The sequence below is a fragment of the Burkholderia sp. AU32262 genome, assembly GCF_020419985.1.
Lineage (GTDB): Bacteria > Pseudomonadota > Gammaproteobacteria > Burkholderiales > Burkholderiaceae > Burkholderia > Burkholderia semiarida.
Genome location: NZ_JAIZRS010000011.1, coordinates 145,989 through 163,053, shown reverse-complemented (window position 1 = coordinate 163,053; position 17,065 = coordinate 145,989). Strand labels below are relative to the sequence as shown.

The 17,065-nt window shown below is 66.1% G+C and carries 20 protein-coding genes, 1 tRNA gene, 2 pseudogenes and 1 riboswitch; of the genes and pseudogenes, 9 read left to right on the top strand and 14 right to left on the bottom strand.

Features of this window, described 5'->3' with window-relative positions; genetic code table 11:
- Window positions 1-178: 178 nt before the first annotated feature.
- On the top strand, window positions 179-862 hold the full coding sequence (locus LGN10_RS15790) for a DedA family protein (RefSeq protein ID WP_059574270.1): 684 nt from the start codon (window positions 179-181) through the stop codon (window positions 860-862).
- Between the two features lie 89 nt (window positions 863-951).
- Here the strand turns inward: LGN10_RS15790 and LGN10_RS15785 are convergent, their stop codons facing one another.
- From LGN10_RS15785 to LGN10_RS15765, 5 genes and pseudogenes are all read right to left on the bottom strand, one after another.
- Complete coding sequence (locus tag LGN10_RS15785; protein ID WP_060011429.1) at window positions 952-1,764, bottom strand: mechanosensitive ion channel family protein; 813 nt, start codon at window positions 1,762-1,764, stop codon at window positions 952-954.
- 200 nt (window positions 1,765-1,964) lie between these two features.
- Window positions 1,965-2,120 (bottom strand): annotated as a pseudogene (locus tag LGN10_RS15780) (mannose-1-phosphate guanylyltransferase/mannose-6-phosphate isomerase); the annotation flags it as partial.
- An 85-nt stretch (window positions 2,121-2,205) separates the two neighbouring features.
- Complete coding sequence (cysC, locus tag LGN10_RS15775; protein WP_060011431.1) at window positions 2,206-2,736, bottom strand: adenylyl-sulfate kinase; 531 nt, start codon at window positions 2,734-2,736, stop codon at window positions 2,206-2,208.
- A 601-nt stretch (window positions 2,737-3,337) separates the two neighbouring features.
- A complete protein-coding gene (locus LGN10_RS15770; protein WP_060965615.1) occupies window positions 3,338-4,171 on the bottom strand; it encodes a class II glutamine amidotransferase in 834 nt (277 codons plus the stop codon).
- 201 nt (window positions 4,172-4,372) lie between these two features.
- Entirely contained in the window at window positions 4,373-4,702 is a 330-nt protein-coding gene (locus LGN10_RS15765) for a carboxymuconolactone decarboxylase family protein (protein ID WP_059574266.1), read from the bottom strand.
- 130 nt (window positions 4,703-4,832) lie between these two features.
- Here LGN10_RS15765 and LGN10_RS15760 point away from each other — a divergent pair.
- The 3 genes and pseudogenes from LGN10_RS15760 to LGN10_RS15750 all read left to right on the top strand — a co-directional run.
- Window positions 4,833-5,121: pseudogene (locus tag LGN10_RS15760) on the top strand (cupin domain-containing protein); the annotation flags it as partial.
- Between the two features lie 124 nt (window positions 5,122-5,245).
- Entirely contained in the window at window positions 5,246-5,689 is a 444-nt protein-coding gene (gene yiaA, locus LGN10_RS15755) for an inner membrane protein YiaA (RefSeq protein WP_059642197.1), read from the top strand.
- Window positions 5,652-6,047, top strand: a complete 396-nt coding sequence (locus LGN10_RS15750; RefSeq protein ID WP_319001238.1) for a glycosyltransferase family A protein — start codon at window positions 5,652-5,654, stop codon at window positions 6,045-6,047. Before yiaA ends, LGN10_RS15750 begins: the two co-directional genes overlap by 38 nt.
- Before the next feature lie 301 nt (window positions 6,048-6,348).
- On the opposite strand, the gene LGN10_RS15745 is transcribed toward LGN10_RS15750, so the two are convergent.
- From LGN10_RS15745 to LGN10_RS15705, 9 genes are all read right to left on the bottom strand, one after another.
- Window positions 6,349-6,425: transfer RNA gene (locus LGN10_RS15745), tRNA-Lys, on the bottom strand.
- A gap of 108 nt (window positions 6,426-6,533) precedes the next feature.
- Complete coding sequence (gene ybgF / locus LGN10_RS15740; protein ID WP_006484965.1) at window positions 6,534-7,283, bottom strand: tol-pal system protein YbgF; 750 nt, start codon at window positions 7,281-7,283, stop codon at window positions 6,534-6,536.
- A 19-nt stretch (window positions 7,284-7,302) separates the two neighbouring features.
- A complete protein-coding gene (gene pal, locus LGN10_RS15735; RefSeq protein ID WP_006484980.1) occupies window positions 7,303-7,815 on the bottom strand; it encodes a peptidoglycan-associated lipoprotein Pal in 513 nt (170 codons plus the stop codon).
- A gap of 17 nt (window positions 7,816-7,832) precedes the next feature.
- The gene (gene tolB / locus LGN10_RS15730) at window positions 7,833-9,128 is read right to left on the bottom strand and encodes a Tol-Pal system beta propeller repeat protein TolB (RefSeq protein ID WP_059574261.1); all 1,296 of its coding nucleotides are present in this window, start codon (window positions 9,126-9,128) and stop codon (window positions 7,833-7,835) included.
- 109 nt (window positions 9,129-9,237) lie between these two features.
- Window positions 9,238-10,293: a cell envelope integrity protein TolA gene (tolA, locus tag LGN10_RS15725; RefSeq protein ID WP_226224187.1), complete on the bottom strand. Its 1,056-nt coding sequence runs from the start codon at window positions 10,291-10,293 to the stop codon at window positions 9,238-9,240.
- Window positions 10,290-10,739, bottom strand: coding sequence for a protein TolR (gene tolR / locus LGN10_RS15720; RefSeq protein ID WP_006484943.1), 450 nt, complete (start codon window positions 10,737-10,739; stop codon window positions 10,290-10,292). Before tolR ends, tolA begins: the two co-directional genes overlap by 4 nt.
- 10 nt (window positions 10,740-10,749) lie before the next feature.
- A complete protein-coding gene (gene tolQ, locus LGN10_RS15715) occupies window positions 10,750-11,427 on the bottom strand; it encodes a protein TolQ (protein ID WP_059574259.1) in 678 nt (225 codons plus the stop codon).
- A gap of 144 nt (window positions 11,428-11,571) precedes the next feature.
- A complete protein-coding gene (gene ybgC / locus LGN10_RS15710; protein ID WP_059574258.1) occupies window positions 11,572-12,057 on the bottom strand; it encodes a tol-pal system-associated acyl-CoA thioesterase in 486 nt (161 codons plus the stop codon).
- Between the two features lie 121 nt (window positions 12,058-12,178).
- Window positions 12,179-12,925 carry an SDR family NAD(P)-dependent oxidoreductase gene (locus LGN10_RS15705; RefSeq protein WP_059574257.1) on the bottom strand — a complete coding sequence of 249 codons (747 nt, stop codon included), beginning with the start codon at window positions 12,923-12,925 and terminating at the stop codon, window positions 12,179-12,181.
- Window positions 12,926-13,105: 180 nt separating this feature from the next.
- Window positions 13,106-13,206, top strand: a riboswitch (ZMP/ZTP riboswitch).
- 137 nt (window positions 13,207-13,343) lie between these two features.
- On the opposite strand from LGN10_RS15705, the gene glyA reads away from it, so the two are divergent.
- The 5 genes from glyA (at window position 13,344) to LGN10_RS15680 (ending at window position 17,027) form a co-directional block, all read left to right on the top strand.
- Window positions 13,344-14,591 (top strand): serine hydroxymethyltransferase, encoded by a 1,248-nt coding sequence (gene glyA / locus LGN10_RS15700; RefSeq protein WP_059574256.1) that lies wholly within the window; start codon window positions 13,344-13,346, stop codon window positions 14,589-14,591.
- Between the two features lie 6 nt (window positions 14,592-14,597).
- The gene (nrdR, locus tag LGN10_RS15695; protein WP_050011738.1) at window positions 14,598-15,077 is read left to right on the top strand and encodes a transcriptional regulator NrdR; all 480 of its coding nucleotides are present in this window, start codon (window positions 14,598-14,600) and stop codon (window positions 15,075-15,077) included.
- Window positions 15,078-15,230: 153 nt separating this feature from the next.
- A complete protein-coding gene (locus LGN10_RS15690) occupies window positions 15,231-15,794 on the top strand; it encodes a GspH/FimT family pseudopilin (RefSeq protein WP_226224186.1) in 564 nt (187 codons plus the stop codon).
- On the top strand, window positions 15,791-16,204 hold the full coding sequence (locus LGN10_RS15685; protein ID WP_226224185.1) for a hypothetical protein: 414 nt from the start codon (window positions 15,791-15,793) through the stop codon (window positions 16,202-16,204). Before LGN10_RS15690 ends, LGN10_RS15685 begins: the two co-directional genes overlap by 4 nt.
- Window positions 16,194-17,027, top strand: a complete 834-nt coding sequence (locus LGN10_RS15680) for a type IV pilus assembly protein (protein WP_059574254.1) — start codon at window positions 16,194-16,196, stop codon at window positions 17,025-17,027. Before LGN10_RS15685 ends, LGN10_RS15680 begins: the two co-directional genes overlap by 11 nt.
- Window positions 17,028-17,065: the final 38 nt, after the last annotated feature.

Sequence of the window (17,065 nt, the reverse complement as noted above, 5' to 3'; positions counted from 1 at the left end):
AATTATAGCGAGGCGGCGAACGCGTGCCGGCGCGAGCGGCCGTTACGTTTTTTCACGGAGCCTCAAGGGAGTTTCGGTATCATCACCCCGTTGCACGCGCCGCCCTGGCCGGCAGGCGCGTCGGCCATCTCTGGCCTGTCCCGGCCGTTCCGGCCCCATCGCCTTCGAGGAATCGCATTTGGATACGCTGCTTCATTTCGTCAACCTTGTCCTGCATATCGACGCTTTCCTCGGCGATTTCATTCGGCAATACGGCGCGTGGGTCTATCTCGTCCTGTTCCTGATCGTGTTCTGCGAGACGGGGCTCGTCGTCTTCCCGTTCCTGCCCGGCGATTCGCTGCTGTTCATCGGCGGCGCGTTCGCGGCGACGGGTGAAATGAACGTCGGCCTGCTGATCGTGCTGCTGCTCGTCGCGGCGATTACCGGCAACACCGTGAACTACCTGATCGGCCGCTGGGTCGGCCCGAAGGTGTTCAATACGCATATCCCGGTGCTCGAGCGCTTCCTCGATCGCGCCGCGCTGCAGAAGACCCACTCGTTCTACGACAAGCACGGCGGCAAGACGATCGTGCTCGCGCGCTTCATTCCGGTCGTGCGCACGTTCGCGCCGTTCGTCGCGGGGGCGTCGTCGATGAGCGTCGCGCGCTTTCAGTTGTTCAACGTGATCGGCGCGCTGGTGTGGGTGCTGCTGCTCGTGCTGCTCGGCTATTTCTTCGGCAACATCCCGTTCGTCCGCCAGTACCTGAACGTGATCGTGCTGGTCGGGATCGGCGCGGCGATCGTGCCGGTCGCGCTCGGCGCGGTGTGGAAGCTCGTGCGCGGGCGGCGCTCGAACGGGGCGCCGAAGGCGGGCGGGCGCTGACGCGACGCGCTTCGACGCAATAAAAAAGCGTGGCGGCGGCCACGCTTTTTTTCGTCCGCGCGGTTCGCCGTGCGGTTCGGCTGCTGCCGTCACGCGTTGCGTTGCGAGACCGGCGTTTCGGGCGTCGGATAGCCGGCTTCGCGGAACGTCTCGAGGATCACGCGGTTGGTGTCGCAGTACACCTGCCAGTAGTTCTCCGGTTGAGTCGACGGGCGCACGAACAGCAGCGGGCCTTCCGGCGTGAACTGCAGCACGCCGACATCCGGCGCCGGCACTTTCAGCACGTTCGGCACCAGCTGGATCTGCGTCTTCAGGCGGTTGATCGCATCGGCCGCATCGACGCTGTTCGCGATCTTCGCGGTCAGGTCGACGCGGCGGTGCGGCGTCGCGCTGTAGTTCGCGATGTTGTCCGAGAAGATCTTGTTGTTGCCGACGATCGTCACGATGTTGTCGGCGGTGATGATCGTCGTGCCGAACAGGCCGAGCTCCTTCACCGTGCCCGTGACGCCGCCCGCGCTGATCACGTCGCCGATCTTGAACGGGCGCAGCACCTGCATGAACACGCCGGCGGCGAAATGCGCGAGCAGGCCGCCCCAGGCCGTGCCGATCGCGAGGCCGAGGCCGGCGAGCAGCGCGGCGAACGAGGTCGTCTGCACGCCGAAGATCTGCAGGATCGCGAGGATCAGCAGGATCGTCAGCAACACGCCGACGACGGAGGTCAGGTAGTCGGTGAGCGTCGGGTCGACCTTGCCGCTGCGGCGCACGACCTTGCCGAGCACGCGCGTGCCGATGCGGATGGCCCAGCGGCCGACGAACCATAGGACGATCGCGGCGAGGAGGTTGAGGCCGAAGTCGAGGCCACGGGTCATCAGGAATTGCTGGGCGGTGGCGAGATCGATCATGCGTTCTCCGAAGTCAAGGGTAAAAGGGCGGCGCATGCACCGGAATGGGTGCGCTTTTATAACCTGACCGGCGAGCGGCCGGCAACCGGGCTGACATTGCTTGACGTAGTGAAAAACGGGCGGGACGTGGATGCGTGCGGCCCGTTTGAGGACGGCCTGTCGTGGCGCGCGGCGCGCGGCGGGCGTCGAGTCGCTTGCTGCGCCGCGCGGCCGTAGGTGCCGTCGAGGCGGGCGGTGTCGTCCTCGCCGAGATGCGTGCCCGACTGCACTTCGATCGGTTCGAGCCGAATCTTGCCGGGGTTCGCCGGACGGTGCGTCGTGCCGAGCGGGATGTCGGTCGGCTGGTTTTCAGTCAGATCGCGCCGCGGTGGCCGACGATGGCACGGTGCTCGCGGTGAGGGCGATGCACGACGGGCGGCGGACGACGTTCGACGATGGGCATCAGCCGTTCAACGGCAATTTCCGCATGATCGCGTGCACGCATTCCAGCGGACCTGCCTCGCCCGTGCGCACATGCACGTCGGGCGATACCGGCTGCTCGTAGATCGATTCGATGCCGGTGAACTGCCGAAGGGTCCCTTGCCTTGCCCGCGCGTAGAGCCCTTTGGGGTCGCGCGCTTCCGCCACGTCCAGCGCGACGTCGACGAAGACTTCGAAGAACATGCCCTGCGGAAAACGTGCGCGCGCTTTGGCGCGTGCCTCGCGAAACGGCGAGATCTGGGCAACGATGACGACGAGCCCGGCATCCACCATCAGGCGCGCGACCTCGGCTGTCCGACGAATGTTCTCGTGGCGGTCTGCGTCGCTGAATCCGAGGTCCTGATTCAATCCTTCGCGAAGCCGATCGCCGTCCAGCAGAAAAGTCCGCAGACCGCGCGCATCGAGTTGCTGCTTCAGCAGGTTCGAGAGGGTCGATTTGCCGGCGCCGGAGATACCGGTGAGCCATACCACGAAGGCATGGTCCTGCTTCATGCTGGAAAGCACGGATGGATCGCGCGTGAGCGTGACAGGGGGAGAACGGGGGAGATCTTGAGCCATCTCGGATTCGATGTGCCGGTAACGGCCTCGTACTTTAATTGTGAAGCGGATTCATCCGTCGGCGAATTGTAGCGGTGCTTTTCAAAATTGGTAACTTGAATATTTTAATCAGGAATAAACGTTCGCCTTCAGTCGGCGTGACGGCGTGCGAGCATCGCCCGCACGGTAATGATTGCCGATCCGCCGTAATAATTCGAAATGAATGCGTGTCGCTGACAGGGTTCTCGACCGTGTGTCGATTATTGCCGTGGTTCCCGGTCGGGATGAATTGCAAGGGTATCGATTTTTTTATTCAGCGAAAACTGTGCTAGTGCGCAGCATCCGCTTTCGCCATGCGACTCCGTCGCTCATTATCGAATTGGGGAATTATCCGAGGCGTTTGCCCGATCGTATTCGTCGAGCGACGATTCGTATCGCTTTCGATTGATCTGGCAGTACCGGGCGTCGGCCCGGCGCAACCGGATCGGCGAAACGGCCGTATCGCACCGAAGTACTCGCCACCTGGACGCGCTCGATTCGTCAGAACTGCGGCATGTCACTTGTGCCGCGGCCCGAACGGCCGCTGCTGCACGTCGGCGCCGTGCGCGACGATCGCCATCCCCTCCGGCACTTCCTCCCACGCGCCGCGCAGGTCGACGAGCGGTTCCGACACGACCATGAACGCGTCGTCGCCGGCTTCGGCGATGCGCGGGTTATGTGGATACAGCTCGTGCAGATGCTTGAACGACGTGCTGTGGAACAGCGAGCGCGATTGCCGTTCGCTCGAATAGCGCACCGCGACGATCCGTTCGCCGTCGGTCGCGCAGATCGTCATGTTCAGCGGGTCGGTGACGCGATGCCGCGCGGCGGTTTCCTCGACCACGCCGACCATCCGTTCGAGCGCCGGCAGCGGCGCCTGCTCGAGACCGTACGTGAGCGCGAGGCGGAACATCAGCTCGGAGTCGGTCGAGCCTTCGAGCGTCGGGAACAGCGCGGGATCGACCTTCATCGTCAGGTCGCGGCGCAACTTGTGGAAGTCGCGGATCAGCCCGTTGTGCGCGAACAGCCAGCGGCCGTGACGGAACGGATGGCAGTTGGTTTCCTGCACGGGCGTATCGGTCGCCGCGCGAATGTGCGCGATGAACATCCGCGAGCGGATCGCACGCGCGGCTTCGCGCAGGTTGCGATCGTTCCATGCGGGATGCACGGAGCGATAGCGGAACGGGAGTTCGTCGGGATGCCCGTACCAGCCGATGCCGAAGCCGTCGCCGTTGGTGGTCGTGGCGCCCAGCTCCGAATGCAGGCTCTGGTCGATCAGCGAATGCTTCGCGCGGAACAACACGGTTTCCAGATGGATCGGATTACCCGTATAGGCGAGCCAGCGGCACATGGAACGCTCCTTCACGATGTATCGTTCGCGCATGGTAGCCGACTGAGCGGCGATGCCGCATCGAGGCGCGTCACCGGCAATCGTCATACATGGCGGCCGCATACGCGCGATGGACCACCGTGCGGCCGCACTGCCGGCGTGACGCAACGCAGCCGTTCGACGCTGCGGTGCGGCACGACGGCAGTGCCGCACCGCGTCGGCTCAGTCGCCGAGCGCGTCCATCACACGCGCCGAATAGACGAGCGCCGCGCCGGCATTCAACGCAATCGCGACGCCGAGCGCTTCCGCCACTTCCTCCCGGGTCGCGCCATGCTTGGCCGCTTCGGCCGTGTGCACGGCGATGCAGCCGTCGCAGCGCGTCGTGACGGCCACCGCGAGCGCGATCAGCTCGCGCGTTTTCGCGTCGAGATGGCCGGTTTTGGCCCCGGCGCCGGACAGCGCCTGGTAGCCGGCCAGCGTGTCGGGCGACAGCTTGGCGATGTCGCCGATACGCGTCGAGAGCTCCTTCCGGTATTCGTTCCAGTTCAGCATGATGCGTCCTTTTTCGAGAAGAGTGACGAGCGCGGCGGCTGCCGCGATCTCGGGCGATGCAAGGCTATTCTGATCGCTCTCGATGAGGGTTTCGATAGGCGGGAGTGTCGATTTTTAGCGCAATCGTCTCATGGATGCATTGAGTCAACTGCTGTCGCTGGGTCGCAGCCATGTCGAGCTCGACATGCGCTGCCTGCTCGACGGCCTGGTTCGCGATGCCGCACGGCCCGCTGCCGCCCGGCGAGGCGGCGTTCCACCTGGCGCCGGCTGGAACCTGCCGGCTGCGTGTCGCCGACGCACGCACGCTGCAACGCTCTGACGGCGATTTCGTGCTGTTTCCCGGCGCGGACGACGTGTTCATGCTCGCGTGCCGATGCGCGGCTCGGCCCGCCGGGCCAGGCCGTGCTGCAGGCGCCGGCGCAACCGTGGACGGTCGAATCGCTCGGCGCCGCGGCCGCGATGTCGCGCGCCGAAGCTGCTACCATGCGCAAAACGCAGTTCAACGACAACGATTTCGAACAACAAGAAAGAGAGGGCAAAGCAATGAACCAGACCACCATCCAGCAACCGTCGTTCGCATTCGTGGCCGCGTCGTGGGCCGCGCTGCTCGCCGGTTTCGCGGCATTCCTGATCGGGCTCTGGAACGCCGGCATGCAGCTCAACGAGAAGGGCTACTACTTCACCGTGCTGGTGTTCGGCCTCTATGCGGCGATCTCGCTGCAGAAGAGCGTGCGCGACCGCGCGGAAGGCATTCCCGTCACCGGCATCTACTACGGCCTCAGCTGGATCGCGCTGCTGCTGTCGATCGCGCTGCTGATCGTCGGCCTCTTCAACGCGACGCTGCAATTGAGCGAGAAGGGCTTCTACGCGATGTCGTTCGTGCTCGCGCTGTTCGGCTCGGTGGCCGTGCAGAAGAACACGCGCGACTTGCAGAACGCGAAGCCGCGCTATACCGACGCGGATTCCGCGCCGTCGATTCAGGAATAACGGCGCGCGCGGCGGGCGCCGGATCGACTTCGTCGAGATCGGCGCGAACACCGGCTACGACGAAGCGAGGAACGACGGCTTCGATCGCGTCGACGCGTCGCGTTGCGACATCGTCGGATTCTGCGATGCCGATTGCCGGCCGGCCCGCGACTGGCTCGAGCACCTGCTCGCGCCGTTCGCGCGCGACGCGATCACCCTGTCGCGGTGGCGGGGCAGACCGGCCATGCACCCAACGTGTACGCGATCGACCGCGGCAACCATACCGTGTTGTGGAGCGACGCCCGGGGCGATGCGGCGGTGGTCGCTGGACGGCTCGATTCACGCGGCAATCGGCCGGGCGCGTTGCGGGATGCGCTGAATCGTCCGGCGGGGATGGCCGTCGCGCCGAACGGCGATCTGCTGGTCGAAGTCGGTGACGACGGAATCGTGCGATGGCGCGCGTCGGGCGCGCCGTGGCGCAGGTGCCGGTTGCGGCGGCGACGTCCGAAGGGGCCGTGGAGGCAAACTTGCGGCAGCCGTGAGGGGCAGCGCGATCGAGGTTTGCGGGGGGGCTTCATCGGCGCGCTCGCGGGTCTCAGCGAAGGGCGTCCAACGCGGCAAAGGCGACAGACGCAAAAAAGCCTCCGCGAGGGAGGCTTTTTTGCACTATCGAAGATAGTTGGTAGGGTGGGAGGGACTCGAACCCTCGACTCTCTGATTAAAAGTCAGATACTCTAACCAACTGAGTTACCACCCCACGTTCTTGAAACCTGCTGGTTCGTTGCCTCGACAACTTGGGCAGCGACCTAAAGAGCAAAAGATTATAGCGACGGGTTGATGGACTGTCAACAACGCGCCACGATAATTATTTGATCGTTTCGAGCTTGCCCTGCGCCGTCTGCGCCGCGTTCGACCCGGCGTACTGCGACACGACCTGCTCGAACGTCTTCTTCGCGGCCGCCTTCTGGCCTTGTTCGAGCTGGTTCGTGCCGATCGCCACGAGAGCGTCGGCCGCGCGCGGATGTTGCGGGAACTTGCTGACGATCCCTTGCCACGTCGCGGTCGAACCACGGTAGTCGCGCAGCGCGTATTGCGCGTTGCCGTACCAGTACTGCGCGGTCGGCTGATAGGGGCTCTGCGGATACTTCGCGATGAACGCGCGGAACGAAGCCGCCGCCGCCTTGAAGTTGCCGTTGCGGAACTGCTGCTGCGCCGCGCTGAGCGCATCCGTTTCACCCGGCTGCACGGTGCCTTCGACACCATCGATCGTCGCCTGCTGCGGCTCGAACTTCTTGAGCCGCGTGTCGAGATCCTGGTAGTACTCCTTCTGCTGCCGCTCGAGCGTCGTCAGCCGGTTCGTCAGATCCTCGTTCTCGCCGCGCAGCGTCGCGACCTGCTGGTTCAGCTGGTCGATACGGCCGGATTGATCGAGGATCGTACGCTGGGCGGCCGACAACTGGCTCGACAGATTGTCGCTCTTGCTGCGCAGATCGAGCACGGCGCGGCGCGCCTCGTTGTCGTCGAACATGCCGGCGTGCGCCGGCGCGGCCGACCACGCCGCGCCCGCGACGCAGAATGCTGCGGCAACGCGCAGCCAGGTTGAACGGTGCGTCATACGGCGATTCTTCCGTTACTTACTGTTGGTAGACGAGGTCGGCGCGACGGTTCTGCGCCCACGATGCTTCGTCGTGGCCCGTTGCCTGCGGCTTTTCCTTGCCGAGGCTCACGGCTTCCATTTGCGAGTCGTTCACGCCGAGCAGCGCCATCGCACGGCGGACGGCTTCCGCACGCTTCTGGCCCAGCGCGAGGTTGTACTCGCTCGTGCCGCGTTCGTCGGTGTTGCCCTGGATCAGCACGTGACGCTGCGGATGGCTCTTCAGGTACTGCGCGTGCTGCTGCATCAGCGGCTGGTACTCGTCCTTCACCGAATAGCTGTCGAAGTCGAAGTAGATGCTGCGCTTCGCGAGCGGGCTGTTCGGATCGTTCAGCGGGTCGACGTTCACTTGCGCGACGTTGTCGGCGCTCGGCTGCGTGCTGACTGCGCCCGCGTTGTTTGCCTTGTCGTCGAGCTTCACGCCCGACTTGCACGCGGCGAGCGCGCTGATCATCATCACGGCCAGGGCCAGACGAGCTTTATTCGACATCATGGTTACTCTCCTTGTGGTCATTGCATGAAGGGCCCCCACGACGGCTCGCGAACGGAGCCGCCCTGGACGGACAGGATCTGCGGCGGCGCGCTGCCGTCGGAAGGCACGGCGGCCAGAACGTTGCGGCCACCCGACTGGGTAGCGTACAGAAGGTACTGGCCGTTTGCCGCGAAGCTCGGCGATTCGTCGCGATTGGTATTCGTGATGGCGTTCGCCGCGCCAGTCTGCAGATCCTGAACGTACAGCTTGAAGCCCCCACCCGTGCGGGAGATGTAAGCGAGCAGCTTGCCGTCCGGGCTCACGCGCGGGCTCGTGTTGTAGCTGCCGGTGAAGGTCACGCGCTGCGCGGCACCGGCGCTTTCACCCTGTGCGGGCATCCGGTAGATCTGCGGCGCACCGCCCCGATCGCTCGTAAAGTAGATCCAGCGGCCGTCCGGCGAGTAGAACGGCTCGGTATCGATCGAACTGCTCTGCGTGAGACGGCGCAGGCCGCCCCCGTTCGCGTTGACCGTATAGATTTGCGTATTGCCCGTCAGCGACAGCGCGACGGCGAGCGTGTTGCTGTCCGGCGACCACGCCGGCGCGCTGTTGTTGCCCTTCTGGTCGGACACCATGTAGCGGCGGCCGGTGGGCAGGTCGTGGATGTAGACGATCGGCTTCTTGCGCTCGAACGATACGTACGCGACCTTCGTGCCGCTCGGCGACCACGCCGGCGAGATGATCGGTTCGGTGCTCGACAGCGCGATGCGCGCGTTCTGGCCGTCCGAATCCGAAATCTGCAGCTGGTAGCGATTGCCCGTCTTGATCACGTACGACAGGCGCGTGGCGAACACGCCGCGCACGCCGAGCAGCTTCTGGTAGATGTAGTCGGCGATCTTGTGGCCGGCCGTGCGCAGCGTGGTGTCGGTGGCCGTCAGCGACAGGCCGCCAAGGCTTTGCTGCTTCACGGTGTCGTACAGGATGAAATTGACCTTGTACTGGCCGTTCGCGTCGCGGTTCACGCTGCCGGCGACGAACGCGTTCGCGCCCTTGGCCTTCCATGCGCCGAGATCGACCGAGGCGGTCTCGGGCACGGGCGTGCTGCCTGCGTCGATGTTGGTGAACTTGCCGCTGCGGGCGAGGTCGGCGCGCACGATCGACGTAACCTGCTGCGGCAGGTTCGCCTCGTTCGTGAAATTCGCGGTGGCGATGGGGAACTGGGTCGACCCGACACCGGTGATCAGCACGTTGACCTGGGCGTTAGCGGCGCTGCCCGCCGTAATCAGACACGAGGCCACGAGTGCCCTGAAACCTAGCTTTGTCATCAAACTCATGCTTCTTGCTTCCCGTATGGCTTGGATCGCTGCGCAACCGCAGAGACAGTAAAAATACCCGATTCGTTCCCATCCGACAGCGACGCCCGGAGTGTAAGCGCATTTCGCTTCACTCCGCCGCCTTGAAGGTAATCGTAATGTCGGACGGGGTACGGCCGTTGGAATCGGGCGGCAACGGGACCGACGCGTGGATCGCATTCACCACGGCTTGATCCCACCCCGAATTCCCGCTCGAGCGGGAGACCGATGCGTTCAATACGTCACCGGACGGCGTGCACCGAATCTTGACGACGGTGGTCAGGCCTGCCCGCTCGCCGCCCCAAACGATGTTCGGCTTGACGCGGCGGCGCACCTTGTCGGCATAGCCGGGCGTCGCGGCATTGCCGCCGGAGCCCGTGCCGGTGCCGCCTTTCGCCAGGCCGTCGCCGCCGCCTTCGCCGGCGCCGGACAGGCCTTGCAGTTGCGCGAGTCGCGCGCTGCGCTCGCGGTCGAGCTTCGCGTTCGCCGCCGCATTGGCCTTCGCGCGCGCCGCGGCTTCGGCCTTCGCCTTGGCCTGGGCTTCCGCCTTGGCCTTCGCGGCTGCGTCGGCCTTCGCCTTCGCCGCCTGCTGCGCTTCGAGTTGCGCCTGCTTTTGCTGCTGGAGCTTCTGTTGTTCGAGTTTCTGCTGCTCGGCGAGCTGCTGTTGCCTGAGCTTCTCGGCCTGCTTCTGTTTGTCGCGTTCCGCGGCCTTCTGGGCGGCGAGGGCGGCCGCCTGCTGCGCGGCGAGCTGCGCACGCCGGGCTTCCTCTTCCTGCTGGGCCTTCAGTTGCTGGGCGCGGCGCTGCTGCTCGAGTTGCGCTTCGCGCGCGGCCGCTTCCTGCTGACGCTTCTTCTGCTGCAGCGCGATGTCGGCCTGTTCGTCGCGCACCGGGGCAGGGGGCGGCGCGACCTTCGCGGGCGGCGCGGGCGTGACCACCGGCCGCGGCGCGGGGACGTCGGGCACTTCGGTCCACAGCTCGGCCTCGGCGCCGGCCGGCGTGCTGTTCTGCCACTGCACGCCGTGATAGAGGAACAGCGCGAGCAGCACGTGCATCAGCGCGGCGAGCGCGAACGCGCGCCATGTCCCGCGCTCGCGGGGAGGCTGGAGCGGGTACGCGGATCTGCGCGTGGATTGCTGCCGGTTCATTGCGATTTGACGAGGAGGCCGACGCGCTTGACGCCGCGCGCCTTCAGATCGGACATCACGGTCATGACGGCATCGTACTGCACGGTCTTGTCGGCTGCGATCACGACCGGCTGGTCGGGGTGATCGGCCTGCCGGGCCGAGATGAAGCTGTCGAGCTCGGCCTTCGTCATCGTGTCTTCCTGGGTCGCGCCCGAGTCGCCCTTGTACTTGACGCTCATCGTGCGGTCGGCCTTGATGTTGACGACGACGGGCGGCGTCTGCTCTTGCGGCGCGGCATTGCCGACGGTGGGCAGGTTGATGATCGACGGGGCGACGAGCGGTGCGGTGACCATGAAGATCACGAGCAGCACCAGCATCACGTCGATGTACGGCACGACGTTGATGTCGGCCATTGCGCGGCGCGAGCGGCCGCCGCGCATGCTGGATCGGATGGGGCTTCCTGCCATGGCGCGCTCCTTACTGGGCCTGACGCTGCAGGATGTTCGAGAACTCTTCGATGAAGGTCTCGAAGCGGATCGCGAGGCGATCGATGTCGTGCGCGTAGCGGTTGTACGCGACCACCGCCGGAATCGCGGCGAACAGGCCGATCGCGGTGGCGACGAGCGCCTCGGCGATGCCCGGCGCGACGTTCGCGAGCGTGGCCTGCTGCACGTTCGCGAGGCCGCGGAACGAGTTCATGATCCCCCAGACCGTGCCGAACAGACCGATGTACGGGCTGACCGAGCCGACCGACGCGAGGAACGCGAGGTTCGCCTCGAGCACGTCCATTTCACGCTGGAACGACGCGCGCATCGCGCGGCGCGCACCGTCGAGCACGAGGCCCGGGTCGCTCAGGCGCTTTTCCTTTCCCTTCAGGAATTCGCGCATCCCCGATTCGAAGATCCGCTCGAGTGCGCCGATCGTATGGCGGTTGTTGGCTGCGCTCTGATACAGCGCCTGCAGGTCGCCGCCCGACCAGAAGTCCTTTTCGAAGCGTTCGGTCTGCGCGCGCGCGCGGCGGATGGCAAACCATTTGCGGAAGATGAAGGTCCACGACATCAGCGACAGCAGCAGCAGCAGCCCCATCACGGCCTGGGCCAGCACGCTCGCGTTGAGGACGAGGGAAATGATCGACAGGTCTTGAACAGTATTCATAGAGGTTTGAGTAACGTCCCTTCGGGGGTGCCCGGCAAGGGCGTCCGGCGTGCGTGCGGCGCGGCGCGCCGGCCATGCCTGACGCCGAACCTTGCTTAGTATCGAATCAGAACGGCAAGTTCATAGGCTGTGTCTAAACGGCGCTCATGCGAGCTTCGTTGACAAACCAGTCTGCCCGGCGTCGATGACGGGCCCGCGTTGCAGCGCGTCGAGCACGGCCGGCGGGATGGCCGCGGGCCGGATGCCGTGACGGTCGACGCAGCCGAGGCGGATGTGCCCGACCACGAGCAGCGTGTCGCCACACCAGGCTTCCTGCGTGAATTCCACCGACGCGCGGCCGATGCGTCCGGGCCGGCTCGTGATCGTCAACGTGTCGTCGAGTCGCGCCGGCGCGCGGTAGTCGAGCGACGTGTTGCGCACGATGAAGATCGCACCGGTATCGTCGGCGAGCCGACGCTGGTCGACGCCGCAGGCGCGAAGCCACTCGGTTCGGGCGCGTTCGAAGAACTTCAGGTAGTTGGCATAGAAGACGATGCCGCCTGCGTCGGTATCCTCGTAGTACACGCGCACCGGCCAGGTAAAGCCGGACGGCGCTTCCGGGGAGCGGGTGGGCTGAGTCATGGCGCGCATTCTACCGGAAGGCAAAGACCGGATTCGTAACCGATTCGTAACGGAATGTAGTGCGTCGTGGCACACCGTCATGGCACACCGCGGGCCGGCCGGAGGCGGGCCCGCGGCTGCGGGCGACGTGTCAGCCGCGATGGACGGTGAGGCCGGCCGGGGCTTGCGCGACCGGCATCATTTCGATCGTGTTGATGTTGACGTGCGCGGGGCGCGTCGCAATCCAGTAGATCGTGTCGGCGATGTCCTCGGCGGTGAGCGGCTGGACGTTCTGGTAGACGTTCGCCGCCTTTGCATCGTCGCCGCGGAAGCGGACGTTCGAGAACTCCGTGCCGCCGCACAGGCCCGGCTCGATGTCGGTGACGCGCAACGGCGTGCCGATCAGGTCGGTGCGCAGGTTCAGGCTGAATTGTCTGACGAACGCCTTGGTCGCGCCATACACGTTCCCGCCCGGATACGGATAGGTGCCGGCCACCGAGCCCAGGTTGAAGATATGGCCGCGACCGCGCGCGATCATGCCGGGCAGCAATGCGTGCGTGACGGTCACGAGACCCGAGCAATTCGTGTCGATCATGGTCTGCCACTCGTCGAGGCTCGCCTTCTGGGCCGGCTCGACGCCGAGTGCGAGGCCGGCATTGTTGACGAGTACGTCGAGCGCCGCGAATTCGGCGGGAAGGGCGGCCGGCACGGCCTCGACGGCGGCGCGGTCGCGCACGTCGAGCTCGAGCGGCAGCAGGGCGTCGCCGAGTTCGGCGGCGAGCGCGTCGAGACGGTCCTTGCGGCGTGCGGTCGCGACGACGCGATGGCCGCCCTTGACGAAGGCACGGGAGATGGCGGCGCCGAAGCCGGCGGACGCGCCTGTGACGAACACGATCATTGCTGCTCCTGGTCGGTAACGGAATAGCGGGTGGAATCCCGCAAGCCTACTGAGAATGCCGCACCGCGGCAAGGCGGCAAAGCGTGTCGGCACGGGCGCGTAGAGTCCGGCCCCAATTGATTCGGGCGCCCTGCCGCGCGGTTGCCTATTCATGACGCATCCAATACACTAATGCGCTCATCACCCCTGCGTGACTGGCGATAGAACCCTTCGGGTTCAAGGTGGAGCATCCCACCGTGAAGCGCGGGGCGCCGTTTTTGCCGTTCGCCTGGGCAGCCGTTGTGCGCCGTCGCGTGCATCGCCGGTGGCTGTCCTGCCTCGCGTCATACGGATTCTTCCGCCACGTCGAGCTGGTCTCGCCAGCAGCGCACCGTACTCGGCCACTCCGGTCAACCTGTACACACTTAACGGAAACCGTATGTTTGACAGAGCCCAAAGCACCATCGCGAACGTCGATCCCGAAATCTTCGCAGCGATCGAGCAGGAAAACCGCCGCCAGGAAGATCACATCGAGCTGATCGCGTCGGAAAACTACACGAGCCCGGCCGTGATGGCCGCGCAGGGCTCGCAGCTCACGAACAAGTACGCGGAAGGGTACCCGGGCAAGCGCTACTACGGCGGTTGCGAGTACGTCGACGTGGTCGAGCAGCTGGCGATCGACCGTGTGAAGCAGCTGTTCGGCGCGGAAGCCGCGAACGTGCAGCCTAACTCGGGTTCGCAGGCGAACCAGGGCGTGTTCTTCGCGATGCTCAAGCCGGGCGACACGATCATGGGCATGAGCCTCGCGCATGGCGGCCACCTGACGCACGGCTCGCCGGTGAACATGTCGGGCAAGTGGTTCAACGTGGTGAGCTACGGCCTGAACGAAAACGAAGACATCGACTACGACGCGGCCGAGAAGCTGGCGAACGAACACAAGCCGAAGCTGATCGTCGCGGGTGCGTCGGCGTTCGCGCTGAAGATCGATTTCGAGCGTCTGGCGAAGATCGCGAAGTCGGTCGGCGCGTACCTGATGGTCGACATGGCGCACTACGCGGGCCTCATCGCCGCGGGCGTGTACCCGAACCCGGTGCCGCACGCGGATTTCGTCACGACCACGACGCACAAGAGCCTGCGCGGCCCGCGCGGCGGCGTGATCCTGATGAAGGCCGAGTACGAGAAGCCGATCAACTCGGCGATCTTCCCGGGGATCCAGGGCGGCCCGCTGATGCACGTGATCGCGGCGAAGGCCGTGGCGTTCAAGGAAGCGCTGTCGCCGGAGTTCAAGGCATATCAGCAGAAGGTGGTCGAGAACGCGCGCGTGCTGGCCGAAACGCTGGTCAAGCGCGGGCTGCGGATCGTGTCGGGCCGCACGGAAAGCCACGTGATGCTGGTGGACCTGCGTGCGAAGAACATCACCGGCAAGGCAGCGGAAGCGGCACTCGGCGCGGCGCACATCACGGTGAACAAGAACGCGATCCCGAACGACCCGGAAAAGCCGTTCGTGACGAGCGGCATCCGTCTCGGCTCGCCGGCGATGACGACGCGCGGCTTCGGGCCGGCGGAAGCCGAGCAGGTCGGCAACCTGATCGCCGACGTGCTGGAGAACCCGGAAGATGCGGCGACGATCGAGCGCGTGCGCGCGCAGGTCGCCGAGCTGACCAAGCGTTTCCCGGTCTATCGCTGATCGCCGATGCGCTGCCCGTTCTGCCGGCATGACGACACGCAGGTCGTCGACTCGCGCGTGTCCGAAGATGGCGCCGCGATTCGGCGGCGCCGCCGCTGCTCGGCTTGCGACAAGCGCTTCACGACGTACGAGCGGGTCGAGTTGTCGCTGCCGTTCGTCGTGAAGAAGGACGGCAGCCGCACGGAATTCGACCGTCGCAAGATCGTCGCCAGCATGCAACTCGCGCTGCGCAAGCGGCCGGTTGCCGCCGACGCGATCGATGCGGCGGTCGCCCGCATCGAATATCAACTGCTCGCGACTGGCGAGCGTGAAGTGCGTAGCGAGAAGCTGGGCGAGCTCGTGATGAACGAGTTGCGCGGCCTCGATACGATTGCCTATGTGCGCTTCGCATCGGTGTATCGCCAGTTCGAGGATGTCTCCGAATTTGCCGACGTGATCGAAGAGTTCCGTCGCGCCTCTCCCGCCAAGACCCCGCGTAAGCGCTGACGCGCTGCGTTCGTTCATCGTCTGCTCCGTTGGTTCGATTCGCGCCGATTGTGTCGGTCGCGATCGCATGTCGCCAGTCGGCCGTTCGGCCAATGGCGTGCGTCCGCACGCGCCGCTACAGTCGTCGCATCACCGTGGCGGAGGACGATTGCGATGGAACCGGGCGCTCAATCCTTGAAGAATGTGGTGCAACGATCGGGCGGATTCACGCTCGTCGAGCTGATGGTCGCCCTGTCGCTGGCGGCGGGGCTCGCGCTCTATGCGGTGCCCACGTTCGACCAGTGGCGCATGCGTGAACGCGTGGATGCCCGCTCGCGCGCGCTGCTCGGTGCGCTGTCGTTTGCGCGTACCGAGGCAACGCGCCTCGGTACGCGCGTCACGCTGTGCCGCGCCGGGCGCGACGGCGCCTGCCTGCGTGCCGGAGAGCGGTGCGATCCGGCCGAATGGTCGTGCGACTGGATCGTCAGCGGGCAGGTCGACGGGCACTCGCGTGTGCTGCGACGCTACCCGCGCGATGCGGAAGTGGCCGTCGTGGGCGCGGCACATGAGCTCGCGTTTGCGCCGCCGGCCGGCCAGTCGATCGGCGGGATTCGGCGTTTCGAGTTGCGTCCGAGGCGCGGCGTGTCCGATGCCGACGACGCGCGCGCATCGCGTTGCGTGCGCATCGCGGCCGGCGGCCGCGCGCGGATGGTCGCCGGTCGCTGCGACGCGGCATGATCGCCATGCGCCATGCCATGCGCGGTACGTCGTTGCTCGAGGCGACGCTCGCCATCGCGCTGCTCGCCACCGTGATGTTGGCGGTCGCCGGCAGCCAGCTCGCGATGGCGCGTGCGCAGCGCGCGACGATCTGGCGCGAACGCGCGCTGTGGCTGGCCGATGCACGTATCGAGCGGCTGCATGCCGCCGCGGCGGTCGACGACGGCCTCGAGGCGTCGGCGGCGACGTCGTTGCCCGGTGGCGCGATGGCGCTCGACGGCGGGCCGGGCGGCGTCCGCTACGCGGTCGTCGGCTGGCGGCGCGGCAACGGGGGCGCGTCGCCGCGCTGCGATGCGGCAGGGGCGTCGTCAGCGCAGCCGCGATCGTGTGTCCGGATACCGTTTCGGGAGAGGGCACGCGATGAGCGCTGATCGCCGTACGTGTGGCCATACGCTGCTCGAAGTGCTGATTGCGATGACCGTCGGGCTGCTCGTGCTCGCGGCGGCCGGTGCGCTGTACCACGCGCAGCGCATTGCGCAGCGTCGCGCGGAAGACGGGTTCAGGATGCGCGACGCGGCGGCGGCCGCGCTGATGCTGATCGGTCAGCAGATCCAGATGGCGGGTTTCCGGCCGCTCGATGCCGAAGCGGCATCGCCGTTGCCGCCGGTGTTCGGCTGTTCGACGGCACGCGTGCGCGGTAGCGGCGCACAGGTGCGCTGCGAGCCCGCGCGTTCGGCGTCGGACGCGTTGCTGGTCCGGTATGTCGGCGATGCCGTGTCCACGTGGACGACGGTGAGCGGCCAGGCGTCGGATTGCCTCGGGCAGGGTGTCGGCGAGCCGGGCGAGCCGGCGCCGGTGGAGAATCGCTTCGATGCGCATGTCAGCCCGTCGACGGGCGAGCCCGAACTGTATTGCGAAGGAAGCGGCCGTCCGGGCACGCCGCAGCCCGTCGTGGCGGGGATCGATCAGTTGCGCATCCGTTATTTGCGTCGCGGCGCCATGCGGTTCGTCGACGCCGACGCGATGCGTGCCGACGACTGGCGCGAGGTCGTGGCCGTGCATGTCTGCGTCAGGGCGCGCGGCGAGCCGATACGCGAACCGGCGCGTCAGGTCGACTGCCACGGCCGCGTTGCCGTGGCGTCGGACGGCCGCGCCCGTTTGACGCTCGATCGCATCGTCGCGTTGCGCAACGTCGCGCTCGCCGCCGACGCTGCGTCGCATGATGCCATTCGAGCAAGCGAGGTGGCGCGATGAGCGGAGCATCGCGATACGCGCGGGATGGCATCTTGCGA